Here is a 20,065-nt window from a genome sequence, read left to right on the forward strand (position 1 = left end):
ATCGGCGGGAGCCGACCCCCGCCCCGCGCGCGTCGCCGCGGCGATCCTATCCAGGGGGATAGAGCATGATCAGGGGGTCGGTCAACTCCGCCCGGCATGCAGCGCAATCAATGCATAACCGGCAGCACGTCCGGCGCGGCCGTGGCTCTTGCCATATCCTATCCAGGGGGATACGATTTCGGCATGAGCACGCACCACAGCCACCCCGACATCATCAAGCGCCTCAAGCGGGCCGATGGACATCTGCGCGGCATCATCGAGATGATCGAAGCCGGCCGGCCCTGCCTCGACCTTGCCCAGCAGCTGCATGCAGTGGAAAGCGCCGTGCGCGAGGCCAAGAAGGTGCTGATCCACGACCATCTGGATCACTGCCTGGACGCGGCGGTCGACGCCACGCCCGCCGAAGCGCGGGCATCGATCGCCGAGTTCAAGGCGATCACGAAATATCTGTAGGAACCCGCGATGCCGGAGTTTTCCGCCCTCCTGCAGCAAGGCGCCGCCAACGCCTGGCTGTTCATCCCGAGCGCCATCCTGCTCGGCGCGCTGCATGGGCTGGAGCCGGGCCATTCCAAGACGATGATGGCGGCCTTCATCGTCGCCATCCGCGGCACCGTCGCCCAGGCGGTCCTGCTCGGTCTGGCCGCGACGGTTTCGCACACGGCGGTGGTGTGGGCGGTGGCTCTCGCTGGGATGTGGATCGGCCGCGGCTGGAACGCCGAGACGACCGAGCCCTATTTCCAGCTCGCCTCGGCGGCGTTGATCATCGCGGTGGCGCTGTGGATGGCGGCGCGGACATGGCGGGATCAGCGGCATGAGACGGCCGGGCACGATCACCACCATCATCGTCACGGCCATGTGCATGACCATGACCACGGGCATGATCACCACCATCACGGCCACAGCCATGGTGGACATACCCATGCCCACGCGGGCGGACTGGATCTCGGACGGTCAGACCATCAGGACGCCCATGAACGGGCGCATGCCCGCGACATCCAGCGCCGCTTCGCCGGACGGCACGTCACCACCGGACAGATCCTGCTGTTCGGCCTGACCGGCGGGCTGATCCCCTGCCCGGCGGCCATTACCGTTCTGCTGCTGTGCCTGCAGCTCAAGGAGGTGACGCTCGGCGCCGCCCTGGTCGTCTGCTTCAGCATCGGCTTGGCGCTGACCCTGGTCGCCGCCGGGGCGGTCGCCGCGCTGGGCATGCGCCATGCCGAGCGGCGCTGGTCGGACGCCTTCGGCAAATTCGCGCGCCGTGCCCCCTACCTGTCCAGCGCCGTCATCATCCTGGTCGGGATCTATGTCGGCGTCCATGCCCTGTACGGGCTTGGACTTACGCTGGTCTGAAGGGGGGCCGCACCTGTCGTGACGCCCCTTACATCGCCCAGCCGCCGTCGATGATGTGGATCTGGCCGGTGGTGTAGGTGGCGGTGGCGAGGTGGAGGGCCAGATCGGCGATCTCCTCGGGCTGGCCGATGCGGCCGATCGGCTGACGGGCGACGAAGGCGGCGCGGGCGGCCTGATAATCGCCCTGGGCCGACAGCCGCTCCTGCAGCGACGGAGATTCGACCGTCCCCGGACAGATGGCGTTGCAGCGGATGCCCTTCGCCACATAATCGGCCGCGACCGACTTGGTCAGCCCGATGACCGCCGCCTTCGTGGTCGTGTAGGCGAAGCGGTTGGGCACCCCCTTCACACTGGACGCCACCGACGACATGTTGATGATGCAGCCGTCGCCGTGCTCCAGCATGGCGGGCAGCACCGCCCTCGTGGTGCGGACCAGAGCCTTCACGTTGAGGTCGAGGGCGAACTCCAGCTCGTCGTCGGTCATTTCCAGGATCGTGCCGTTGTGGACCACGCCGGCGCAATTGAACAGGATGTCGACGCGGCCGATCTCGCCCAGGACCGACCGCACCGCCTGATCGTCGAGGACGTTCAGCACCCGCGTTTCGATCCCCTGCCCTGCCAGCTCGGCCAGCTTGGCGCCGTTGACGTCGGTGGCTACGACCCTGGCCCCTTCGCGGGCGAACAGCTCGGCGGTTGCGCGGCCGATCCCCTGGGCCGCGCCCGTGATGACGGCGGTCTTCCCGGTCAGTTTTCCGGTCATGGTCCTACTCCTGAATACGGGACGTGATGCGTGTGGGTAACGGTTCATATGGAAGGACGGCTGCGGCGTCAGTCCACCGGTGTCGCCCCGACCGGCATCAGCGGGGAGTCGTCACGGTTCGTCTCCGCCAGTCCCTGGCCGAAACGCTTGTACCAGAGGCCGGTGATGACCGGGACGGCGACCGAGGTGACGATGATGCAGATCGCAACCAGCACGGTGGCATCCGCCGCCGCGGGGGCGAATTGCGGGGCGACGGCGGCGATCGCCACCGGGTTGGCCGCCGCCGCGCCGGCGGTGGAGGAGGCGGCGATGCCGGCGGTGCCGGTGCCGCGGCCGATGATCTTGTCGGCCAGGATCAGCGGAATGCCGGTCAGCACGATGACGCCGAGCGCCAGCAGCACGCCAAGCCCGAGCAGCGGCGAGAACAGCGTGCCGAGATTGATGGTGTTGCCGAGCGAGAAGGCGAAGAACGGGATCATCAGCTGGCCGCCCGGCGCGAAGAGGGCGCGCAGCTTCGGATCAAGGTTGCCCAGCGCGAAGCCGACCAGGAAGGGCAGCACGGCGCCGATGAAGATCTGCGGCTCGAAATGCGCCGCACCGGATGCGCCGAGGATGATCATGCTCATCAGCGGACCGGATTCGATGGAGGTCAGCACGAAGGCGCCGGCCTCCTCCTTGGTGCCGTAGGTCTGCATCAGCGAGGCGTAGAGCCCGCCGTTGGTCATGTCCATGGCGCAGACGATGGCCAGGATCGACAGACCGGCGAAGAAGCCGCTGTGGATGCCCTCGGGCGGAATGAACTGCGACATCACCAGCACGATGATCCAGGCGGCGATCAGCTTGGTCAGGACCAGTGTGCCGGATTTGCGCAGCACCGTTCCGGTGGCGCTCAGCTTAATCGACGCGCCCATGCAGAAGAACCACACCGCCAGGATCGGCACCACGCCGGTCATGATCCCCTGGGTGAAGCCTTTGAAATAGCCGGGCGCCTCCGGCACGAAGGTCTTGCACAGCGCACCGAGCAGCAGCGGCACCAGCATCAGGCCGCCGGGAATCCGATCCATTCTGTCTTTTATGTTCATGGGGCGCTTCCTCCACAAATCTCGGCCACAAATCTCGGCCACAAATCTCGGATGGATGAGCGGGCGCAATCCCGCGCTACGGCGAGTTCCCGCTTTCTGCATTGACTGGTACGGGCGGCGATGGGACGCCGAAGAAGGCCGGGACGGGCGGCGCGGCCGAACTGAAGGCCGAACCCGCGCGCCGCCGGAAAAGCGGGCCGCGACGGATCGCGGCCCGGATAGCTGCTCAGGTGGCGGCGACGCGCTGGTTCTGCACGCCCAGCCCCTGGATTTCGACGCGGATGCTATCGCCCGGCTTCAGGTAGCGCGGCGGCTTCATGCCCATGCCGACGCCCGGCGGCGTCCCGGTGGTGATGACGTCGCCCGGCATCAGCGTCATGAACTGCGAGATGTGGGAAACCAGGAACGGCACCTGGAACACCATCGTCCGGGTGGAGCCGTTCTGCATGGTCTGGCCGTTGACCGACAGCGTCATGGCGAGGTTGTGGACGTCCTCCACCTCGTCCTTGGTGACCAGCCAGGGGCCGAGCGGACCGAAGGTCGGGCAGCCCTTGCCCTTCGTCCACTGTCCGCCGCCGCGCTCCAGCTGATAACCGCGCTCCGACACGTCGTTGCACACGCAATAGCCGGCAACATAGTTCAGCGCGTCGGCCTCCGACACGTAGGAGGCGCGCTCGCCGATGACGATGGCGAGTTCGACCTCCCAGTCGGTCTTCTCCGACCCCGGGGGGATCAGCACGGTGTCGTCCGGGCCAACGATGCAGGACGGCGCCTTGTTGAACAGCACCGGTTCCGCCGGAACCGGCATGCCGCTTTCCGCCGCATGGTCGGCATAGTTCAGTCCGACGGCGATGAAGTTGCCGACACCGGTCACGCACGGCCCCAGCCGCACCGCGCCCGAGACCAGCGGCAGATCATCGACCGTGACGGACCGGATCCTCTCCAGGCTGCTTTTATTCAGAGAAGAACCGTCGATGTCCTTGACAACCGACGACAAGTCCCGGATGGAACCGTCCTTGTCGATCAGGCCCGGCTTCTCTTCTCCCGGAGCCCCGAAGCGAACGAGTTTCAAAACGTCGTCTCCTTGCGCCGACCAGCTTTGTGGTCAATTTTTCAGGATTGCTGCGTTACCATACAGTTTCCACGGATCATTTATGCTGTCAACGGTTTTCGAATGAGGATAGGATTTTCGAAAATGTCGGTGCCGGTTTGGAAGGAGCAGTCATGAAGGATCGTGCCGAGACACGCACGCTGGCGGGCGACGCCTATGCCGTCATTCACCGGGCGATCCGCTCCGGCCTGCTGAAGCCCGGCCAGCGCCTGCGCTTCGCCGAATTGCAGGCCCTGTGCGGCATGAGCGTTTCACCGGTGCGCGAGGCGCTGGTCCGGCTGACCGCGGAAGGCTTCACCGTCTCGGACGATCACCGCGGCTTCTCGGTGGCGCCGCTGTCGGTTGCCGAACTGCTGGACATCGTCGCCACCCGCAAGCTGCTGGAAGGCGAGGCGCTGCGCCTGTCGATCGAAAACGGCGACTCGGAATGGGAGGGCCGGCTGCTGGCGGCGCACCACATGATGTCGCGCCTGCCCCGCGAACGCGACGACCTGCCGACCGCCATCCGAGAGGATTGGGACCTACGGCATGCCGATTTCCACCGCATCCTGATCTCCGCCTGCGGGTCGCCGATCCTGATCGAGCTGTGCGAGAAGCTGTTCGTCCGGGCCGACCGCTACCGCCGTCTGTCGGTCAGCGTGCCCAAACAGGACCGTGACGTGGTTCGTGAACATGAGCGGATCATGAGTTGTGCCATCGACCGCAACGCCGAAGAGGCGGTGGCGGCCCTGAAGGACCACTATCAGCGCACCGCCGACGCCGTCCAGCGGCTGTTCGAGATGCAGGAGGCGCTCTGAGCCGTCCCATGGTCAAGTAAGAGGCACGCACGCATGGCCATCTACAGCCACCACATCCTGCCCCGGATGATCAACTGGGTCATGGGGCAGGCGATGCTCGCGGAGGCCCGCGCCAGGGTTGCCGGGCTGGCGCGCGGGCGTGTTCTGGAGATCGGCATCGGCTCCGGCCGCAACCTGCCCTTCTATGGCGCGGCGGCCGGGGAGATCGTCGGCGTCGATCCCTCCGCCGAACTTCTCGCCATGGCCCGTCAGGCCGCGGCGCAGTCGCCCCGTCCGGTGAGCTTGGTGGAACAAACCGCCGAACGCTTGCCGTTCGAGGACGACAGCTTCGACACCGTGGTGGTGACATGGTCCCTGTGCAGCATACCCGACCCGTCCGCCGCCCTGACGGAGGCGCGCCGGGTGCTGAAACCGGGCGGGGAGTTGCGCTTCGTCGAGCATGGGCTTGCCCCGGCCCCGTCTGTCCGGCGCTGGCAGCGCCGCCTGACGCCGCTGTGGTCGCGCTGTTCGGGCGGCTGCCACCTGGACCGCAAGATGGACGATTTGATCCGGGCGGCCGGATTCGAGATCACCGACCTGACGGAAAGCCACCTGCCGGGCCCGAAGATCATGACCTTCATGTATGAGGGAACGGCGGTGCCGTCAGGCGGCGCAGCGCCTCCACCGCCGCAGCGGGCGTGGTGAGCACCGGGACCGACAGCAGCGGCTGCAGCCTTGCCTGGGCGCGCGCCATCGAGAACTGGCCGAGGACGACGACATCGCAGCCCGCCAACTGCCCGGCGGTTTCCGCGACGCGGTCGTCATGGCCGTCGCCGTCACCGCTCTTCAGCGCGGCCAGTGCGCCGTCGGCGATGGCGACGGTGACCTCGATCCGGCGGCCGGCTGCTGCGGCCATCGCCAGCAGTTCGGTGCGCAGCGAGTCGGCGGAGGGGCCGAAGCTGACGACGATGCCGATCCGGCCGCCGATCGCCATCGCCGCCTCGAAGGCCGACTCGTTCGGCCGCAGGACCGGGATCGCCAGGCACGGCTTGACGGCGTCGATGGCCGGGGCGAAGGCGGAGCAGGTGAACAGAATGCCCGCCGTCCGCCCGCCCGCCCCCACCGTGCCGGCGGCATAGTCGGCGAGCGTCCGGAAGCGCCCCATCATCGCCTCGTCGAGCCGGCCGGCCTCGGCCAGATCGACGGCGAGCGAGGTATCGAGAAGGTCGAAGATCCGCGCCTCGGGCCAATGCGCCCGGAAGGCGGCCCGCGCCGGACCCACCGACTCCTCCAGCGCATGGATCAGGGCGATGCGCGGTCCCTGCAAGCTGGCCGTGCTGTCGGCATTCATGCGCTCTCTCCCTCTTGGGTCTTCCGCAGGGTGGGTATGGACATCACGTGCGGCGGCACTTGACCCCCGGCCACTCCCGGCTCATTATGATGCATCATACAGCAAAAGCGGACGGCGGGTGAAGGGCAGACGATGAGCGGGTTCGACCTCACCCTTCTTGAACACGACAATCTCGGCAGCACGATCTACCAGCGGCTGTGCGAGGCTCTGATGAAGGGCGTGTTCAAGCCGAACGACCGCCTCAAGATCCGCGATCTGGCCGAACGGCTGGGGACGAGCGTCACCCCGGTGCGCGACGCCATCCTGCGTCTGGTGCAGGATCAGGCGCTGGTGCTGCGCTCGCCGCGTGACATCCGCGTGCCGATGCTGACCCGCGCCGCCTACCTCGAGATCCGCGACATCCGCGTCAACCTCGAAGGGCTCGCCGCCGCGCGCGCCGCGGAAAAGGCCACGCCGGCCCAGATTGCGCAGTTGGAAGCCCTGCTGAATCACAATGAGGACGCGCTGGCCGCCGGCGACACCGCGCGGGCCACCGAACTCAACCAGATCTTCCATTTCAAGCTGTCGGAGATCGCCGACATGCCGGTGCTCGGCGACATTCTGCGGCGGTTGTGGCTGCAGATGGGGCCGTTGATCGCCGACGTCTATGGCGGTGCCGGGCGGACGATGATCGACCACCATTACCCGCTGATGGAGGCCATCCGCCGCCACGACGGCCCGGCCGCCGCCCACGCCATCCAGACCGACATCCTGCTGGCCAGCGGCCCGATCCTGGAGCGGATCGACGGCGCGACCATGGCTACTCCTGCCCCTGCCCCGGCGTCCAGGGCGCTGGTTTCCTGAAACCCCTCCCCCCACATCGGTTTGCAAGGCCGGTTCGTTCATGACGATGATGCATCAAACATTGAAAGCTTCGAGCGACGAGGAGAGTGCGGTCATGACGCAGCCCGATGTTCTGACCACCGCCGCACCGCCGATCTCCGCGATCGAGGCCGGCGCCATGATGCAGCGGTGCTTCGGGGTGAGCGGCAGCATCCGCGAACTCAGCAGCGAACGCGACCGCAACTTCCACATCACCACGCCCGATGGGCAAGGTTATGTGCTGAAGTTCACCAACCCGGCGGAACCGGCGCTGGTCACCAGCTTCCAGACCGGGGCGATGCAGCATGTGGCCCTTCGCGACCCGTCCCTGCCGGTGCCGCGAGTGGTGCCGACGCTGGATGGGGAGTCCCAGGCGACCGTTCGGGTCGATGGCCACGCGATGATCCTGCGCCTGCTGACCTATCTCGACGGCACGCCGCTGCACGCGGCGCCGGCCTCACCGGGGCAGATGCGGGCATTGGGCACGACGCTGGCCCGGCTGGATCTGGCGCTGGCCGACTACGAGCATCCCGGCTCGGAGCGCGACCTGCTGTGGGACATCACCCGCACCGCCAGCGTTGCCGACCGGCTGCATTACCTGATGGACGGCCCGCGCCGCGGGATGGTGGAGCGCTTCATCGCCCGCTTCGCCGATCTGGTGGCCCCGCGCCTGCCGGCCCTGCGGCATCAGGTGATCCACAACGACCTCAATCCGCACAACGCGGTGGTCGATCCGGTCGGGCACGAGACGGTCACCGGGATCATCGATTTCGGCGACGCGCTGAGGGCGCCGCTGGTCAACGATCTGGCGACGGCGCTTGCCTACCACGTCACCAGCGGCGAGACGCCCTTCGGCTCCCTGGTCGAGATGACCGGCGCCTTCACCGCCGTGCTGCCGCTGACGGATGACGAGGTGGACCTGCTGCCCGATCTGGTGGCGGCCCGCTTGGCCCTCACCATCGCCATCACCGGTTGGCGGGCCGCCGAATATCCGGCCAACGCCGCCTACATCCTGCGGAATGCCGAACGCGCCTTCGCCGGCCTGGAAAAGCTGACCGGCGACGAGGCCGCCACCGCGCGCCGTCTGCTCCATCGCGCCTGCCAGAGAGTGTGACCCGTCATGACCATGATCAACGCCTATGCGCCCGACGCCGCCGGTTCCTTGCCGGAGCGCGAGCGCGCCCTGATCGCCCGCCGCGAAAAGCTGCTCGGCCCGGCCTACCGCCTGTTCTACGCCGACCCGATCCATGTGGTGCGGGGGGAGGGCTCCTACCTCTATGACGCGGACGGCAATCGTTATCTGGACGCCTACAACAACGTCGCCTCGGTCGGGCACTGCCGGCCGGAGGTGGTGGAGGCGATGGCGATGCAGGCGGCGGTGCTGAACACCCACACCCGCTATCTGACCGACGGAATCCTCGACTTCGCCGAAGCCTTCCTGGCGGAATTCCCGGCGCCGCTGTCGCACCTGATGCTGACCTGCACCGGCAGCGAGGCCAACGATCTGGCCCTGCGCGTCGCCCGCCATCACACCGGCGGCACCGGCGTCGTCATCGCGCACAACGCCTATCACGGCGTCACCTCGGCGCTGGCGGAGATGTCGCCGTCGCTGGGCGGCGCGGTGAAGCTGGGCGACCATGTCCGCGTCGTGCCGGCCCCCGACAGCTACCGCATCCCGGAGGCTGAGATCGGCGCCGCCTTCGCCCGCTCGGTCGAGGCGGCCATCGCCGACCTGCGCGAGAAGGGGATCGCCCCGGCGGCGCTGCTGGTCGACACTATCTTCTCCAGCAGCGGCGTCTTCACCGATCCGGCCGGCTTCCTTGCCCCGGCGGCGGAGGCGATGCGCAAGGCCGGCGGCATCTTCATCGCCGACGAGGTCCAGCCCGGCTTCGGCCGGCTCGGCACCCACATGTGGGGCTTCGCCCGCCACGGGCTGGTGCCCGACATCGTGACGGTCGGCAAGCCGATGGGCAACGGCCATCCGGTGGCCGGCGCGGTGTTCCGGCCCGAGGTGATCGAGGCGTTCGGCCGCAGCCAGCGATATTTCAACACCTTCGGCGGCAACCCGGTGTCCTGCGCCGTGGCGCTGGCCGTGCTGCGCGTCATCAAGACCGAACGGCTGCAGGAGAACGCCCTGACCGTCGGCACGCAGATGATCGAGGGGCTGCGCGCGCTCGCCGCCAAGCACGATCTGATCGGCGACGTCCGCGGCAGCGGCCTGTTCATCGGCGTCGAGATGGTGCGCGACCGCAAGCTGAAGACCCCGGCGCCGGAGGAAACCGCCCGCGTGGTGAACGACATGCGGCGCCGCCGGGTGCTGATCAGCGCCACCGGGCAGGAGGGGCACATTCTGAAGATCCGGCCGCCGCTGGTGTTCTCGCCCGACGACGCCCGGCTGTTCCTCGCCACGCTGGACGAGGTGCTGGCGGCGCTTTGACCGGGAGGACCGCGCCGGTCAGGACTGCGCCCTGCCGGTCCGGCCGACGTGCCGGGCGGCGTCCGCTACTCCCTCACCACATAGGTGAAGTAGCGGATCGCGCCTTTCGCGTCGGTCTCGCGGTACAGGCCCTGGATCTCGTTGTCGAAGCCGGGGAAGCGGTTGGCGCTTTCCTGGAAGACCTTCAGATAGTCGATCATCGGCTTCGCCCGCTCGTCCAGCCTTTCGCCGGGAACGATGGTGGCGATGCCCGGCGGGTAGACGACCCACAGGGTGGTGGCGATGCGGCCGGCGATCTCGTCGATCGGCAGGTAATCGACGTCGTTGCGCACCAGATGGCGCGTCGCCTCGCGCGGTGGCATCGCCATGGTCGGCAAATGCTCCGGCCGGAAGATGGCGCGCTGCAGGGCACTGGTGTTCTTCTCGCGATAGAAGGCATGCATCTCGGCGCATAGGTCGCGCAGGCGCCGGCCCAGATAATGGGCGCGCCGCTTGGCGACGAATTCGGGGATGACCTCCTCCAGCGGGGCGTTGTCGTCGTGCAGCCGCTTGAAGGCGACCAGACCGCTCAGCAGCGTGCCGGCCTTGCTCGATTCCACGCCGGGCGTCAGCAGGAACAGCAGGGAGTTCAGGTCGTTCTTTTCCGGAACGATGCGGTTCTCGCGCAGATACTGCGCCACCACCGGGGCCGGGATGCCGTGGTCGCCATAGGCGCCGCTGTGGCGGTCGAAGCCGGGGGTCAGCAGCGTCAGCTTGTTGGGGTCGGTCATGGCATAGCCCGGCCCGACATGCTGGAAGCCGTGCCAGTCGGCGCCGGGGGCGAACTCCCAATGGCGCACGTCGGTCGCCAGCTCGTCGGTCGGCACCTCCTCCCACGCGGTCTCGCTGCCCTTGCGGGTGACGCGGTCGGGCACGAAGGGGTCGAAGAACCAGCGCTTGGCCGGGTCGCTCTCGCGCTCCTCGAACTCGCGGCGGATGGCGCGGATCTTCTTGCGCAGCTCGATGCCCAGCCGGATCGTGTCGTCCCACAGCACCTCGCCCGACCGTCCCTTCATCATCTGCGCGCCGACATCCAGCGAGGCGAACAGCGGGTAGAAGGGCGAGGTCGAGGCATGCAGCAGGAAGGTCTCGTTGAAGCGGCGATGCTCGACCCGGCGGCGCTGGCCCTTGATGTGGTTGTCCCTCACATGGATCTGCGAAGCCTGCGAGAAGCTGGCCAGCTGCTTATGGGTGGACTGGGTGGCGATGATGCCGGGATGGCCGTCATGCAGCCCTTCCAGCCCCATGGCGAAATGCCCTTTGAACAGCGGGTGGAATTTCAGGAACCCCGCCCACGCCTCGTCGAACAGGATATAGTCGCAGAGATTGCCGATCCGCTCCAGCATCATCTGGGCGTTGTAGATGGTGCCGTCATAGCTGCACTGCTGGATCACCGCGGCGCGGAAGGGGCGTTCGCGCTTCCAGGCGTCGGGATCCTTGACCAGCGGGTTGCGGCGGATGCGCTCGCGGATCACCTCCTCGTCCAGTGCCTGCGGGTCGATCGGGCCGATCAGTCCATGGGCGTTGCGCTCGGTCTCCAGGAAGATCGGGATGCCGCCGCCCAGGAACAGGCCGCCATGATGGGCCGCCTTGTGGTTGTTGCGGTCGAACAGAACGAGGTCGTCCTCAGCCACCAGCGCCGACAGCACGATCTTGTTCGAGGCCGAGGTGCCGTTCAGCACGAAATAGGTGCGCTCCGCCCCGAAGATGCGGGCCGCTTCCTTCTGTGCCTGCAGCGCCGGCCCCTCATGGACCAGCAGGTCGCCCATCTCCAGCACCGAATTGTCGATGTCGTCGCGGAACACCGCCTCGCCCAGATGCTCGACGAAGATGCGACCGATCGGGCTGCGGCTGTAGAAGATGCCGCCATTGTGGCCGGGACAGGTCCAGAGCTGGTTGCCCTCCTCCGCATAATCGACCAGTGCGCCGAAGAAGGGGGTCTTCAGCGTGTCGGCATACTGCTTCAGCCGGCTGACCAGATTCTTGGCGATGAACTCCGGCGTCTCCTCCGCCAGGAAGATGTAGCCGTCGACCTGATTCAGCACGTCGACCGGGATGTTCTCCAGCCGCTGGCGGCGGACCAGCAGGATGATCGGCATCTCCAGCCCGCGCTGGCGGGCGAAGGCGATCAGCGAGGCCTGCTTGCCGTCGGCGCCGCGCTTGCCCCAATCGACGATCATGCAGCCGATGGCGGCATCGGTGCGGATCGCCAGCTCGGCATCCTCGACCCGGCGGGCCCGCACCACCTCGAATCCCATCCGCTCCACTTCCGACAGGATCTGCTGAAGCCGCATGCCCTCCAGCTCGTCCACCTCGAAGGCGGGGGCGCAGACCAGGAAGTTGAAGCGGCGGAAGAAATCCATACGACGGGTCTCCGGAGGGACTGGGCGGCCTTGGGCCGGCGGGCCACGCTACAACAGCTCAGTGACAGGCGTGTGACGCCCGGACGGCACCGACCGCTCAGGCGGCCCGGATCGACGAGAGGAAGGCGGCGACCTGGGCATGCAGCGACGACGCCTCGCCGGACAGGGCGGCGGCGGCGGTCTTGACCTGATCGGCCGCCGCCTCGGTGTCGCGGGCCGCCGCCTCCACACCGCCGATGTGGGAGGACACCTGGCTGGTGCCCTGCGCCGCCTCCTGGGTGTTGCGCGCGATCTCCCGCGTCGCCGCGCTCTGCTGTTCGACGGCGGCGGCAATGGTGGCGGAGATCTGGCTGATGGACCGGATCGTCGTCCCGACATTGCGGATCGCCGCGACCGTCTCGCCGCTCACCGCCTGGATCTCCTGGATCTGCGCGGTGATCTCCTCCGTCGCCCGCGCGGTCGAGGTGGCGAGGTTCTTCACTTCCTGCGCCACGACGGCGAAGCCCTTGCCGGCCTCTCCGGCGCGCGCCGCCTCGATGGTGGCGTTCAGCGCCAGCAGATTGGTCTGGCTGGCGATCTCGGTGATCAGGTGGGCGACCTCGCCGATCCGGGCGGCGGCGGAAGACAGCCCCTCCACGGTCGTGTTGGTCTGCATCACCTGCTGCACGGCCTCGCCGGCGACGCCGTTGGCCTGTTCGATCTGGCGGCTGATCTCGGCGATGGATGCGGTCAGTTCATCGGCGGCGGCGGCGACCGTCTGCACGTTGCCGGACGCCACCTCGGAGGCGTTGGCCACCGCGGCGGTGCGCTCGTGCGTCGACTCCGCGGTGCGGTTCATCAGCTGGGCGGTCTGCTGCATCTGGTCGGCGGCATTGGTCAGCACCGTGAGCTGTCCGGTGATGCCGTTCTCGAAATTGGCGATCAGCCCGTCGACGGCCTGCCGGCGCCGGTCCTTCAGCGCCTCCTGCTCATGCTGCTGCGCCTCCAGACGGCGCATCTCGCGCGCGTTGTCGCGGAAGATGTGGAGCGCGTGCGCCAGCGTGCCGACCTCGTCGCCGCGCCCCTCGCCAAGGGCCTCCAGTTCCACATCCAGATCACCGCGCGACAGCCGCTCGGTCGCCGAGGTGAGGCGCTTCAGCGGACGGGAGACGTGACGCTGGACGATCCAGACCAGCAGACCCAGCGACAGGGCGATGCCCAGCACCGATCCCAGCGACTGCCAGAACAGGGCGGCGTCATAGACGGCGTCGCCGCTCCTCTGGGCGGCCTGCATCTCCTCCTTGGCGGCGGCGACCAGCTTTTCCGCCTCACCGTTGATCTTGAAGCGCACGTCGCGCATCTCGCCGAAGATCACCTGGAAGGCCTCGTCCTTCTTGCCTTCGGCCGACAGGGCGATGGCCCGCTGCGCCAGCCGGTCATAGTCGCCCGACAGCGCCTGGATGTCCTTCGCCGGCTGTGCGATGGCCGGTGCGGGGTTGGTCTCCAGGATCCGCTTCGAATAATCCAGCACGGCAGCCAGACGCTGCTGATAGCGTCCGCGGATGGTCTTCACATCCTCCGCCTTGGTGGCGAGCACGGCGTTCGAGGTGGCGATCGCGGTGACGTTCAACTCGCTGTTCAGGCGCAGCGCCATTTCCAGACGCGCCGCGTCGCGCTCGACCAGCTGGACGTTCCGGTCGTGCAGGGTGGACAGCGACACCAGGCCATACACCGCGATCCCGACGGCGATGGCCGCCAGCAGCAGCGACGGCGCCATGATCCTGGTGACGAGGCGCTTGCGGGTGGGCGACACGGAGGTGAGCGAAACGGACATGGGGAGCACCTTTTCGAACTCGATCGGCCGGACGTTGCCGCGCGGGCCACGCCGTTTGATGTCAGTTTCGAACGCAAACATTGCTGCCCGGTTTACATATGGCGGTATTTCAGGGAATTCGGGCGCGGCGGCGGCGGATAAGTTGACGGCGGGCGATGCTCCTGCGCCAACAAGACGCACACCGCCGGACCCAGACGTGGCCTCGGAGGTTCAGCGTGACGGGTTGGGCGCCGGCATGGTCAGTTCGGGCCCCTTCCCGGCATCGGCGATGGTGATGGCGGACGGCCCCTGCGACCCCAGCGTCACCGTCACCGGACGGCCGTTGTTGTAGTTCTTCCACATCTGGTACAGGGCCAGCGCCGCGTACATCTTGCCGTCGCGGCCGGTGTTGTAGAGCCATTCCTGGGTCGGGACGACGCGCAGGGTGCCGTTGCCGGTCTGGTCCACCTTGTCGGCGAAGCGGTAGCCGAGACGCTCGCCGATGGTCGCGACCAGCCCGTCGAAGCCGGGCGACAGCCGCTCGAACCCGGCCTGCGCCGGTGCCGCCTCGCCGCCGCCCAGCGTGCTGGCGGTCTGCCGCTTGACGAGGTCGGAGAACAGCCAGCCTTCCTCGCCGGTGCGCAGCACGCGGACGCCGAGCCAGTTGCCCTCCCGCCGCAGTTCCAACACCTCGTCGCCGCGCGCGACGGTGGAGCGCACCGCCGCGTCGTCGGAGGGGCCGGCGCGCAGGTTCACCTTCTCCCCCACAACCGCATGGACGTCGCCCGATGCGGCCAGCGCCGGGGTGCCCGCCAGTCCGAGTGCAGCAACCAGGACCATGATCGTCTTGCGTGACATGACTTTTCCTCCCGCTGTAATGCTGGCCGCTGTGGTGCCGGCCACCGTTGTGCCGGTGCGCACCGTTTCGCGAACAACACGCGGCAGCGGGCGGATGATCCATCGGGGGAGACCGCGGCATTTCCGCTTGACCTGAAGTTAGGTTGAGGTTTTAGGCTGCCTGGATTGAATCTGGCATACCAAACGCCAGAGTCTTTCCTAACCACGAACTTTCCAGGCAGGTCCGATGATGAGCAGCCTTGAGCCGGAGACGCAGCGGCGCCCGCCTTCGACCACACGGACCCTGCGCGCGCACCGTCTGGAGCGGGTCGCGCCGCAGGTCATGCTGGTGGAACTGCGCGACCCCGACGGCCGGCCCTTGCCGCCGGCCGAGCCGGGCGCGCACATCGACCTCCATCTGCCGGACGGGGCGATGCGGTCCTATTCGCTGTGCGGCGATCCGGCGGACCGGCACGCCTACAGCATCGCCGTTCTGAACGTCCCCGACGGGCGGGGATCGCGCTTCGTCCATGGCGAGCTGGAGCCGGGCGCCACCGTCGCCATCGGCCTGCCGCGCAACAATTTCCGCTTCGACGAGGCGCCCCGCTATCTGTTCATCGCCGGCGGCATCGGCATCACGCCGCTGCTGCCGATGATCCGCGCAGCGGCCGGCCGGGGCGCCGACTGGACCCTGCATTATTGCGTGCGCAGCGCCGCCGCGGCACCGTTCCTCGGCGAACTCCGCGCCCTGCCCCATGGCCGGGTCGAACTCAATGCCGCCGATGAGGGGCGGAAACTGGACGTGGATGCGCTGCTCGCTGCCACGCCGCCCGATGTCCCGATCTATTGCTGCGGTCCGCAACGGCTGATGGAGGCGGTTGCCGCTGCCGCCCAACCGGCGCAGGATGTCCGCTTCGAATGGTTCACGCCGCGGGTCGATCCGGTGCGCGAGGAGGCGACCGCCGACGGCTTGGAGGACGACAGCTTCGAGGTGGTCTGTGCGCGGTCGGGGGTGACGGTCACGGTGCCGCCGGGGACCAGCGTGCTGGAGGCGCTCGACGCTGCCGGCGTTGCGGTCGACTCCTCCTGCGAACAGGGCATCTGCGGCACCTGCGAGACGACGGTGCTGGAGGGCGAACCCGACCACCGCGACAGCGTGCTGTCCGACGCCGAACGCGCCGCCGGCAAGACGATGATGCTGTGCGTGTCGCGGGCCCGCAGCGCAAGACTGGTTTTGGACCTGTGAGTCCGGACAATTCAACGATGACAGTGGGAGGAACGATGACCGAGGAAGACCTGCAGAGGCTCGGGCTGGCGCTGTTGAACAGCCCGGCCGAGGCCATCGTCTATTCCGACCGGGAGGGCATCATCCGCTTCTGGAATGCCGGCGCCGAGCGGGTGTTCGGCTTCACCGCCGAGGAGGCGCTGGGCCAGTCGCTGGACATCATCATCCCGGAACGGCAGCGCCAGCGCCATTGGGACGGCTATGACGAGGTGATGAAGTCGGGCGTCAGCCGCTATGGCAGCGGCGACCTGCTGTCGGTTCCGGCGACGCGGAAGGACGGCAGCCGCATCTCGGTGGAGTTCACCATCGTGCCGCTGAAGGATGCGGACGGCGCGATGCTGGGCATGGCCGCCGTCATGCGCGATGTCTCCGCGCGCTTCGAGGAGTTGAAGGCCCTGCGCCGTCAGGCGGCCGGCCGCTGACGGGCCTTCCCCTGCGCTATGCGCCGCCGGCCAGACGCTCACGCAGTTCGCGCTTCACCACCTTGCCGTAATTGTTTTTCGGCAGCGCCTCGACGAACAGGTAGCGCTTGGGCCGCTTGAAGCGGGCGATGCTGGCGTTGCAGTGGGCGTCGAGGCTGTCGGGGGAAATCTCGCGCCCGGCCTCGGCGACGATGAAGGCGACGACGATCTCGCCCCATTCCGGATCGGGCTGGCCGGTGACGCAGACCTCGGCGACGTCCGGGTGGCGCAGCAGCACCTCCTCCACCTCGCGCGGGTAGATGTTGGTGCCGCCGCTGATGATGACGTCCTTCGACCGGTCGCGCAGGGTCAGGTAGCCGCGCCGGTCGAAGGATCCCATGTCGCCGGTGTAGAGCCAGCCGCCGCGCAAAGCCTCGGCCGTTGCCCTGGTGTTGTTCCAGTAGCCCGCCATCACCACGTCGCCGCGGCAGACGATCTCTCCCACCTCGCCGGGCGGCAGCGGCCGGCCGTCGGCATCCACCACCGCCACCTCGACGCCGCTGCGGGCGAAGCCGACCGACCCCAGCACCGAATCGTCGTCCACGGCATGGTCGCGGCGGCGCAGGCTCGTGATGGTCATCGGCGCCTCGCCCTGGCCGTAGATCTGGACGAAGACCGGGCCGAAGACCGCCAGCGACCGCCGCAGCTCCTCCACATACATCGGGCCGCCGCCATAGACGATGGAGCGGAGGTTGGCCGGCCGGCGCCCGCCGCGCTCCGCCTCCAGCCGCAGCCGTTGCACCATGGTCGGAGCCAGGAAGGCGCCGCAGCCGGGATGACGGTCGCAGAGATCGAGGAACTCCGCCGGCTCGAAAGCGGAGGAAGCCGGAACCACCTGCCGGGCGCCGCGGGCGACATAGGCCGCCATGTAGAGGCCGGAGCCGTGCGACATCGGCGCCGCGTGCAGCAGGCTGCACTCCTCGTCCACCGTCTCGACATCGGCGAGATGGGCGATGGTCATGGCCAGCAGGTTGCGGTGCGACAGCATCGCCCCCTTGGACCGGCCGGTGGTGCCGCTGGTGTAGAACAGCCAGCCCAGCGCCTGCGGATCGGGATCGACCGGCCCGGCCCATTCCTGCCCCGCCGCCAGGGCCGCGTAATCGCTCCCGCCGATGACGATCCGGCGGCAGGACGCCGCCGGCGATTCGTCGAGCGCCTGTTCCAATCCGGGGGCGAGCTTGGGCGAGACGAAGACGGTGGCGGCAGCGGAATCCTCCAGGATCTGCACCAGCTCGCGTGGATGCAGCTTGGCGTTCACCGGCGTCGCCGCCATGCCGGCCGCCCAGATGGCGAAGAACAGCTCGACATATTCCGGCACATTCTCGGTCGCGATGGCGATGCGGTCGCCCGGCTGCCCCGACGCCCGCAGCCCGCCGGCGATGCGCAGCGCGCGCGAGCGCAGCTCCGCGAAGCTGTGGACCGGCTCGGTGCCACGGAACACCGCGCCGCGGTCGGGGAACCGGGTTGCCGCCTGATCGAGAAGGGAGAAGAGATTCACCGGGACTGTTCCTCTTACGGCTGATCCGCTCGTTCAGCCGATTGTAGGACATGGAAACCGGTTCGGGCAGCCCCCCTGATCGCCCGGCTCCCATGAGTGCCGCGGTGCCGCCGGGGCTATGCCGCCAGGCGATTCAACTGCTCCAGGGCATCGGCGGGCAAAACCAGCTCCGCCGCCGCCAGATTCTCCCGCAGGTGGCCGACCGAAGAGGTTCCGGGAATCAGCAGCACATTGGGCGCGCGCTTCAGCAGCCAGGCGAGCGCGACCTGCATCGGCGTCGCACCGAGCCGGCGGGCGACATCCGACAGCTGGTCCGACTGCAGGGGCGAGAAGCCGCCGAGCGGGAAGAACGGCACATAGGCGATCCCCTTGCCGGCGAGATCATCGATCAGCGCGTCGTCCGCCCGGTGCACGAGGTTGTAGTGGTTCTGCACGCAGACGATCTCGCAGATGCGGCGGCCCTCCTCGACCTGGGCGGCGGTGACGTTGCTGAGGCCGATGTGGCGGACCAGCCCCTGCCGCTGCAGGTCGGCCAGAACGCTCAGTTCCCGTTCGATCGTGCCCTCGGCCGGGGCATGGCCGTTGTCGCCCCACAGCCGCAGATTGACGACGTCGAGCACCTCCAGGCCCAGATTGCGCAGATTGTCGTGCACGGCCTGCCGCAGTTCGTCGGGCGAGGCCGCCTGCAGCCAGGACGCATCGTCGCCGCGCCGGGCGCCGATCTTGGTCACGATCAGCAGATCGTCCGGATAGGGCGCCAGCGCCTCGCGGATCAGCCGGTTGGTGACATGCGGACCGTAGAAGTCGCTGGTGTCGATGTGGTCGACGCCCGCTTCGATGGCGTGGCGCAGCACGGCGATCGCCGCGTCATGGTCCTTCGGCGGGCCGAACACGCCGGGACCGGCAAGCTGCATGGCGCCGTAGCCAAGCCGGCGCACGGTCTTGCCGCCGAGGGTGACGCTGCCGGATTTGCCGAGCTTGGATTTGTCGAGGATGGACATGATGGCCTCTCTTGTTGGTCTCGCCAAATCTAGTCGCCGGCGCCCCGTTCGATTAGTCTGCACAATCGGGACGGCCTGTGCGGATCGGCGGACAATGCAGCATGACCTTGGGGACCTGAACGCCTTCGTCGCGGTGGCCCGCTCCCGCGGTTTCCGTGAGGCCGCCCGCGCCAGCAACGCCAGCGCCTCGGCCCTCAGCGAGGCCGTGCGCAGGCTGGAGGCGCAGTTGGGCGTGAGGCTGCTCAACCGGACGACGCGCAGCGTGGTGCTGACGGAGGCGGGGGAGCGCCTGCTGGCCCGGCTTGCCCCCGCGCTGCGCGAGGTCGATGCCGCGCTCGACGTGGTGAACGGCTTCCGCGACCGGGTGGCGGGGACCCTCCGGCTCAATGTGCCGGTCAGCGTGGCGAGGCTGGTGCTGCCGACGATCCTGCCGCGCTTCCTCGCCGCCTATCCCGAAATCAAGGTGGAGGTGATGGCGGAGGACAGCTTCGTCGATATGCTGGAGGCCGGCTGCGACGCCGGCATCCGCTACGACGAGCGGCTGGAGCAGGACATGATCGCGGTTCCCATCGGCCCCCGCCTTCAGCGCTTCGCGACCGCGGCCTCGCCCTCCTACCTCCGCGCGCGTGGGCGGCCGGAGCATCCGCGCGACCTGATGGCCCATTCCTGCCTGCGCGGTCGCTTTGCCAGCGGCGCCGTACCGCTGTGGGAGTTCGAGCGCGACGGGGAGGTGATCCGGCTCGACCCGTCCGGTCCGCTGGTGGTGGGGCCGGGCGGCGCCATGGAGCTGGCGATCGACGCGGCGGTGTCCGGCGTCGGGGTGATCCATCTGTTCGAACAGTGGCTGCGCCCGCATCTGGACAGCGGCGCGCTGGAACCCGTCCTCGAACCCTGGTGGCAAAGCTTTTCCGGCCCCTTCCTCTATTACGCCGGGCGTCGTCTGGTGCCGGCCCCGCTCAGGGCCTTCCTCGACTTCATCAAGACCGGGGACGGGACCCGCTGATGCCTCCCGCATGGTCAGCTTTCCTGGAACCGCCACGGCGTGCCAGGGTTAAGCTTGA

19 protein-coding genes are annotated in these 20,065 nt (G+C 68.2%); 10 read left to right on the top strand and 9 right to left on the bottom strand.

Annotated elements, in window-relative coordinates; genetic code table 11:
* Window positions 1–183 precede the first annotated feature (183 nt).
* Together B9N97_RS00515 and B9N97_RS00520 are read left to right on the top strand one after the other, a co-directional pair.
* Window positions 184–453, top strand: coding sequence for a metal-sensing transcriptional repressor (locus B9N97_RS00515; RefSeq protein ID WP_085082254.1), 270 nt, complete (start codon window positions 184–186; stop codon window positions 451–453).
* Between the two features lie 9 nt (window positions 454–462).
* On the top strand, window positions 463–1,350 hold the full coding sequence (locus B9N97_RS00520; RefSeq protein ID WP_085082256.1) for a nickel/cobalt efflux transporter: 888 nt from the start codon (window positions 463–465) through the stop codon (window positions 1,348–1,350).
* Between the two features lie 28 nt (window positions 1,351–1,378).
* Here the strand turns inward: B9N97_RS00520 and B9N97_RS00525 are convergent, their stop codons facing one another.
* The 3 genes from B9N97_RS00525 to B9N97_RS00535 all read right to left on the bottom strand — a co-directional run bounded on the left by B9N97_RS00525 (window position 1,379) and on the right by B9N97_RS00535 (window position 4,264).
* A complete protein-coding gene (locus B9N97_RS00525; protein ID WP_085082258.1) occupies window positions 1,379–2,110 on the bottom strand; it encodes an SDR family oxidoreductase in 732 nt (243 codons plus the stop codon).
* Window positions 2,111–2,178: 68 nt separating this feature from the next.
* Window positions 2,179–3,174 carry a 2-keto-3-deoxygluconate permease gene (locus tag B9N97_RS00530; protein WP_244560476.1) on the bottom strand — a complete coding sequence of 332 codons (996 nt, stop codon included), beginning with the start codon at window positions 3,172–3,174 and terminating at the stop codon, window positions 2,179–2,181.
* Window positions 3,175–3,418: 244 nt separating this feature from the next.
* The gene (locus B9N97_RS00535) at window positions 3,419–4,264 is read right to left on the bottom strand and encodes a fumarylacetoacetate hydrolase family protein (RefSeq protein ID WP_085082261.1); all 846 of its coding nucleotides are present in this window, start codon (window positions 4,262–4,264) and stop codon (window positions 3,419–3,421) included.
* Window positions 4,265–4,416: 152 nt separating this feature from the next.
* Here B9N97_RS00535 and B9N97_RS00540 point away from each other — a divergent pair, with 152 nt between their 5' ends.
* The gene (locus B9N97_RS00540; RefSeq protein WP_085082262.1) at window positions 4,417–5,100 is read left to right on the top strand and encodes a GntR family transcriptional regulator; all 684 of its coding nucleotides are present in this window, start codon (window positions 4,417–4,419) and stop codon (window positions 5,098–5,100) included.
* 33 nt (window positions 5,101–5,133) lie between these two features.
* Entirely contained in the window at window positions 5,134–5,784 is a 651-nt protein-coding gene (locus tag B9N97_RS00545; protein ID WP_085082282.1) for a class I SAM-dependent methyltransferase, read from the top strand.
* Here the strand turns inward: B9N97_RS00545 and B9N97_RS00550 are convergent.
* Complete coding sequence (locus B9N97_RS00550) at window positions 5,717–6,430, bottom strand: aspartate/glutamate racemase family protein (RefSeq protein ID WP_167393156.1); 714 nt, start codon at window positions 6,428–6,430, stop codon at window positions 5,717–5,719. The genes B9N97_RS00545 and B9N97_RS00550 overlap by 68 nt on opposite strands.
* A gap of 132 nt (window positions 6,431–6,562) precedes the next feature.
* Here B9N97_RS00550 and B9N97_RS00555 point away from each other — a divergent pair, with 132 nt between their 5' ends.
* From B9N97_RS00555 to B9N97_RS00565, 3 genes are all read left to right on the top strand, one after another.
* Window positions 6,563–7,273: a GntR family transcriptional regulator gene (locus B9N97_RS00555; RefSeq protein ID WP_085082284.1), complete on the top strand. Its 711-nt coding sequence runs from the start codon at window positions 6,563–6,565 to the stop codon at window positions 7,271–7,273.
* Between the two features lie 94 nt (window positions 7,274–7,367).
* Window positions 7,368–8,405, top strand: coding sequence for a phosphotransferase (locus B9N97_RS00560; RefSeq protein WP_085082286.1), 1,038 nt, complete (start codon window positions 7,368–7,370; stop codon window positions 8,403–8,405).
* A 6-nt stretch (window positions 8,406–8,411) separates the two neighbouring features.
* The gene (locus tag B9N97_RS00565; protein ID WP_085082288.1) at window positions 8,412–9,728 is read left to right on the top strand and encodes an aspartate aminotransferase family protein; all 1,317 of its coding nucleotides are present in this window, start codon (window positions 8,412–8,414) and stop codon (window positions 9,726–9,728) included.
* A 65-nt stretch (window positions 9,729–9,793) separates the two neighbouring features.
* On the opposite strand, the gene B9N97_RS00570 is transcribed toward B9N97_RS00565, so the two are convergent.
* From B9N97_RS00570 to B9N97_RS00580, 3 genes are all read right to left on the bottom strand, one after another.
* Window positions 9,794–12,130 (bottom strand): Orn/Lys/Arg family decarboxylase, encoded by a 2,337-nt coding sequence (locus B9N97_RS00570; RefSeq protein ID WP_085082290.1) that lies wholly within the window; start codon window positions 12,128–12,130, stop codon window positions 9,794–9,796.
* Window positions 12,131–12,227: 97 nt separating this feature from the next.
* The gene (locus B9N97_RS00575; RefSeq protein WP_167393157.1) at window positions 12,228–13,943 is read right to left on the bottom strand and encodes a methyl-accepting chemotaxis protein; all 1,716 of its coding nucleotides are present in this window, start codon (window positions 13,941–13,943) and stop codon (window positions 12,228–12,230) included.
* Between the two features lie 210 nt (window positions 13,944–14,153).
* Entirely contained in the window at window positions 14,154–14,780 is a 627-nt protein-coding gene (locus B9N97_RS00580) for an SH3 domain-containing protein (RefSeq protein WP_085082294.1), read from the bottom strand.
* Window positions 14,781–15,006: 226 nt separating this feature from the next.
* Here B9N97_RS00580 and B9N97_RS00585 point away from each other — a divergent pair, with 226 nt between their 5' ends.
* Both B9N97_RS00585 and B9N97_RS00590 read left to right on the top strand, forming a co-directional pair.
* On the top strand, window positions 15,007–16,005 hold the full coding sequence (locus B9N97_RS00585; protein ID WP_244560477.1) for a PDR/VanB family oxidoreductase: 999 nt from the start codon (window positions 15,007–15,009) through the stop codon (window positions 16,003–16,005).
* Between the two features lie 35 nt (window positions 16,006–16,040).
* Window positions 16,041–16,466, top strand: coding sequence for a PAS domain-containing protein (locus B9N97_RS00590; RefSeq protein ID WP_085082296.1), 426 nt, complete (start codon window positions 16,041–16,043; stop codon window positions 16,464–16,466).
* A gap of 16 nt (window positions 16,467–16,482) precedes the next feature.
* Here the strand turns inward: B9N97_RS00590 and B9N97_RS00595 are convergent, their stop codons facing one another.
* A complete protein-coding gene (locus B9N97_RS00595; protein WP_085082298.1) occupies window positions 16,483–18,003 on the bottom strand; it encodes an AMP-binding protein in 1,521 nt (506 codons plus the stop codon).
* A gap of 116 nt (window positions 18,004–18,119) precedes the next feature.
* Window positions 18,120–19,004, bottom strand: coding sequence for an aldo/keto reductase family oxidoreductase (locus tag B9N97_RS00600; protein ID WP_085082300.1), 885 nt, complete (start codon window positions 19,002–19,004; stop codon window positions 18,120–18,122).
* A gap of 94 nt (window positions 19,005–19,098) precedes the next feature.
* Here B9N97_RS00600 and B9N97_RS00605 point away from each other — a divergent pair, with 94 nt between their 5' ends.
* Window positions 19,099–20,007 (top strand): LysR family transcriptional regulator, encoded by a 909-nt coding sequence (locus B9N97_RS00605; RefSeq protein ID WP_085082302.1) that lies wholly within the window; start codon window positions 19,099–19,101, stop codon window positions 20,005–20,007.
* Window positions 20,008–20,065: the final 58 nt, after the last annotated feature.

Source organism: Azospirillum oryzae, assembly GCF_900177515.1.
In the GTDB taxonomy this organism is placed as follows: domain Bacteria; phylum Pseudomonadota; class Alphaproteobacteria; order Azospirillales; family Azospirillaceae; genus Azospirillum; species Azospirillum oryzae_A.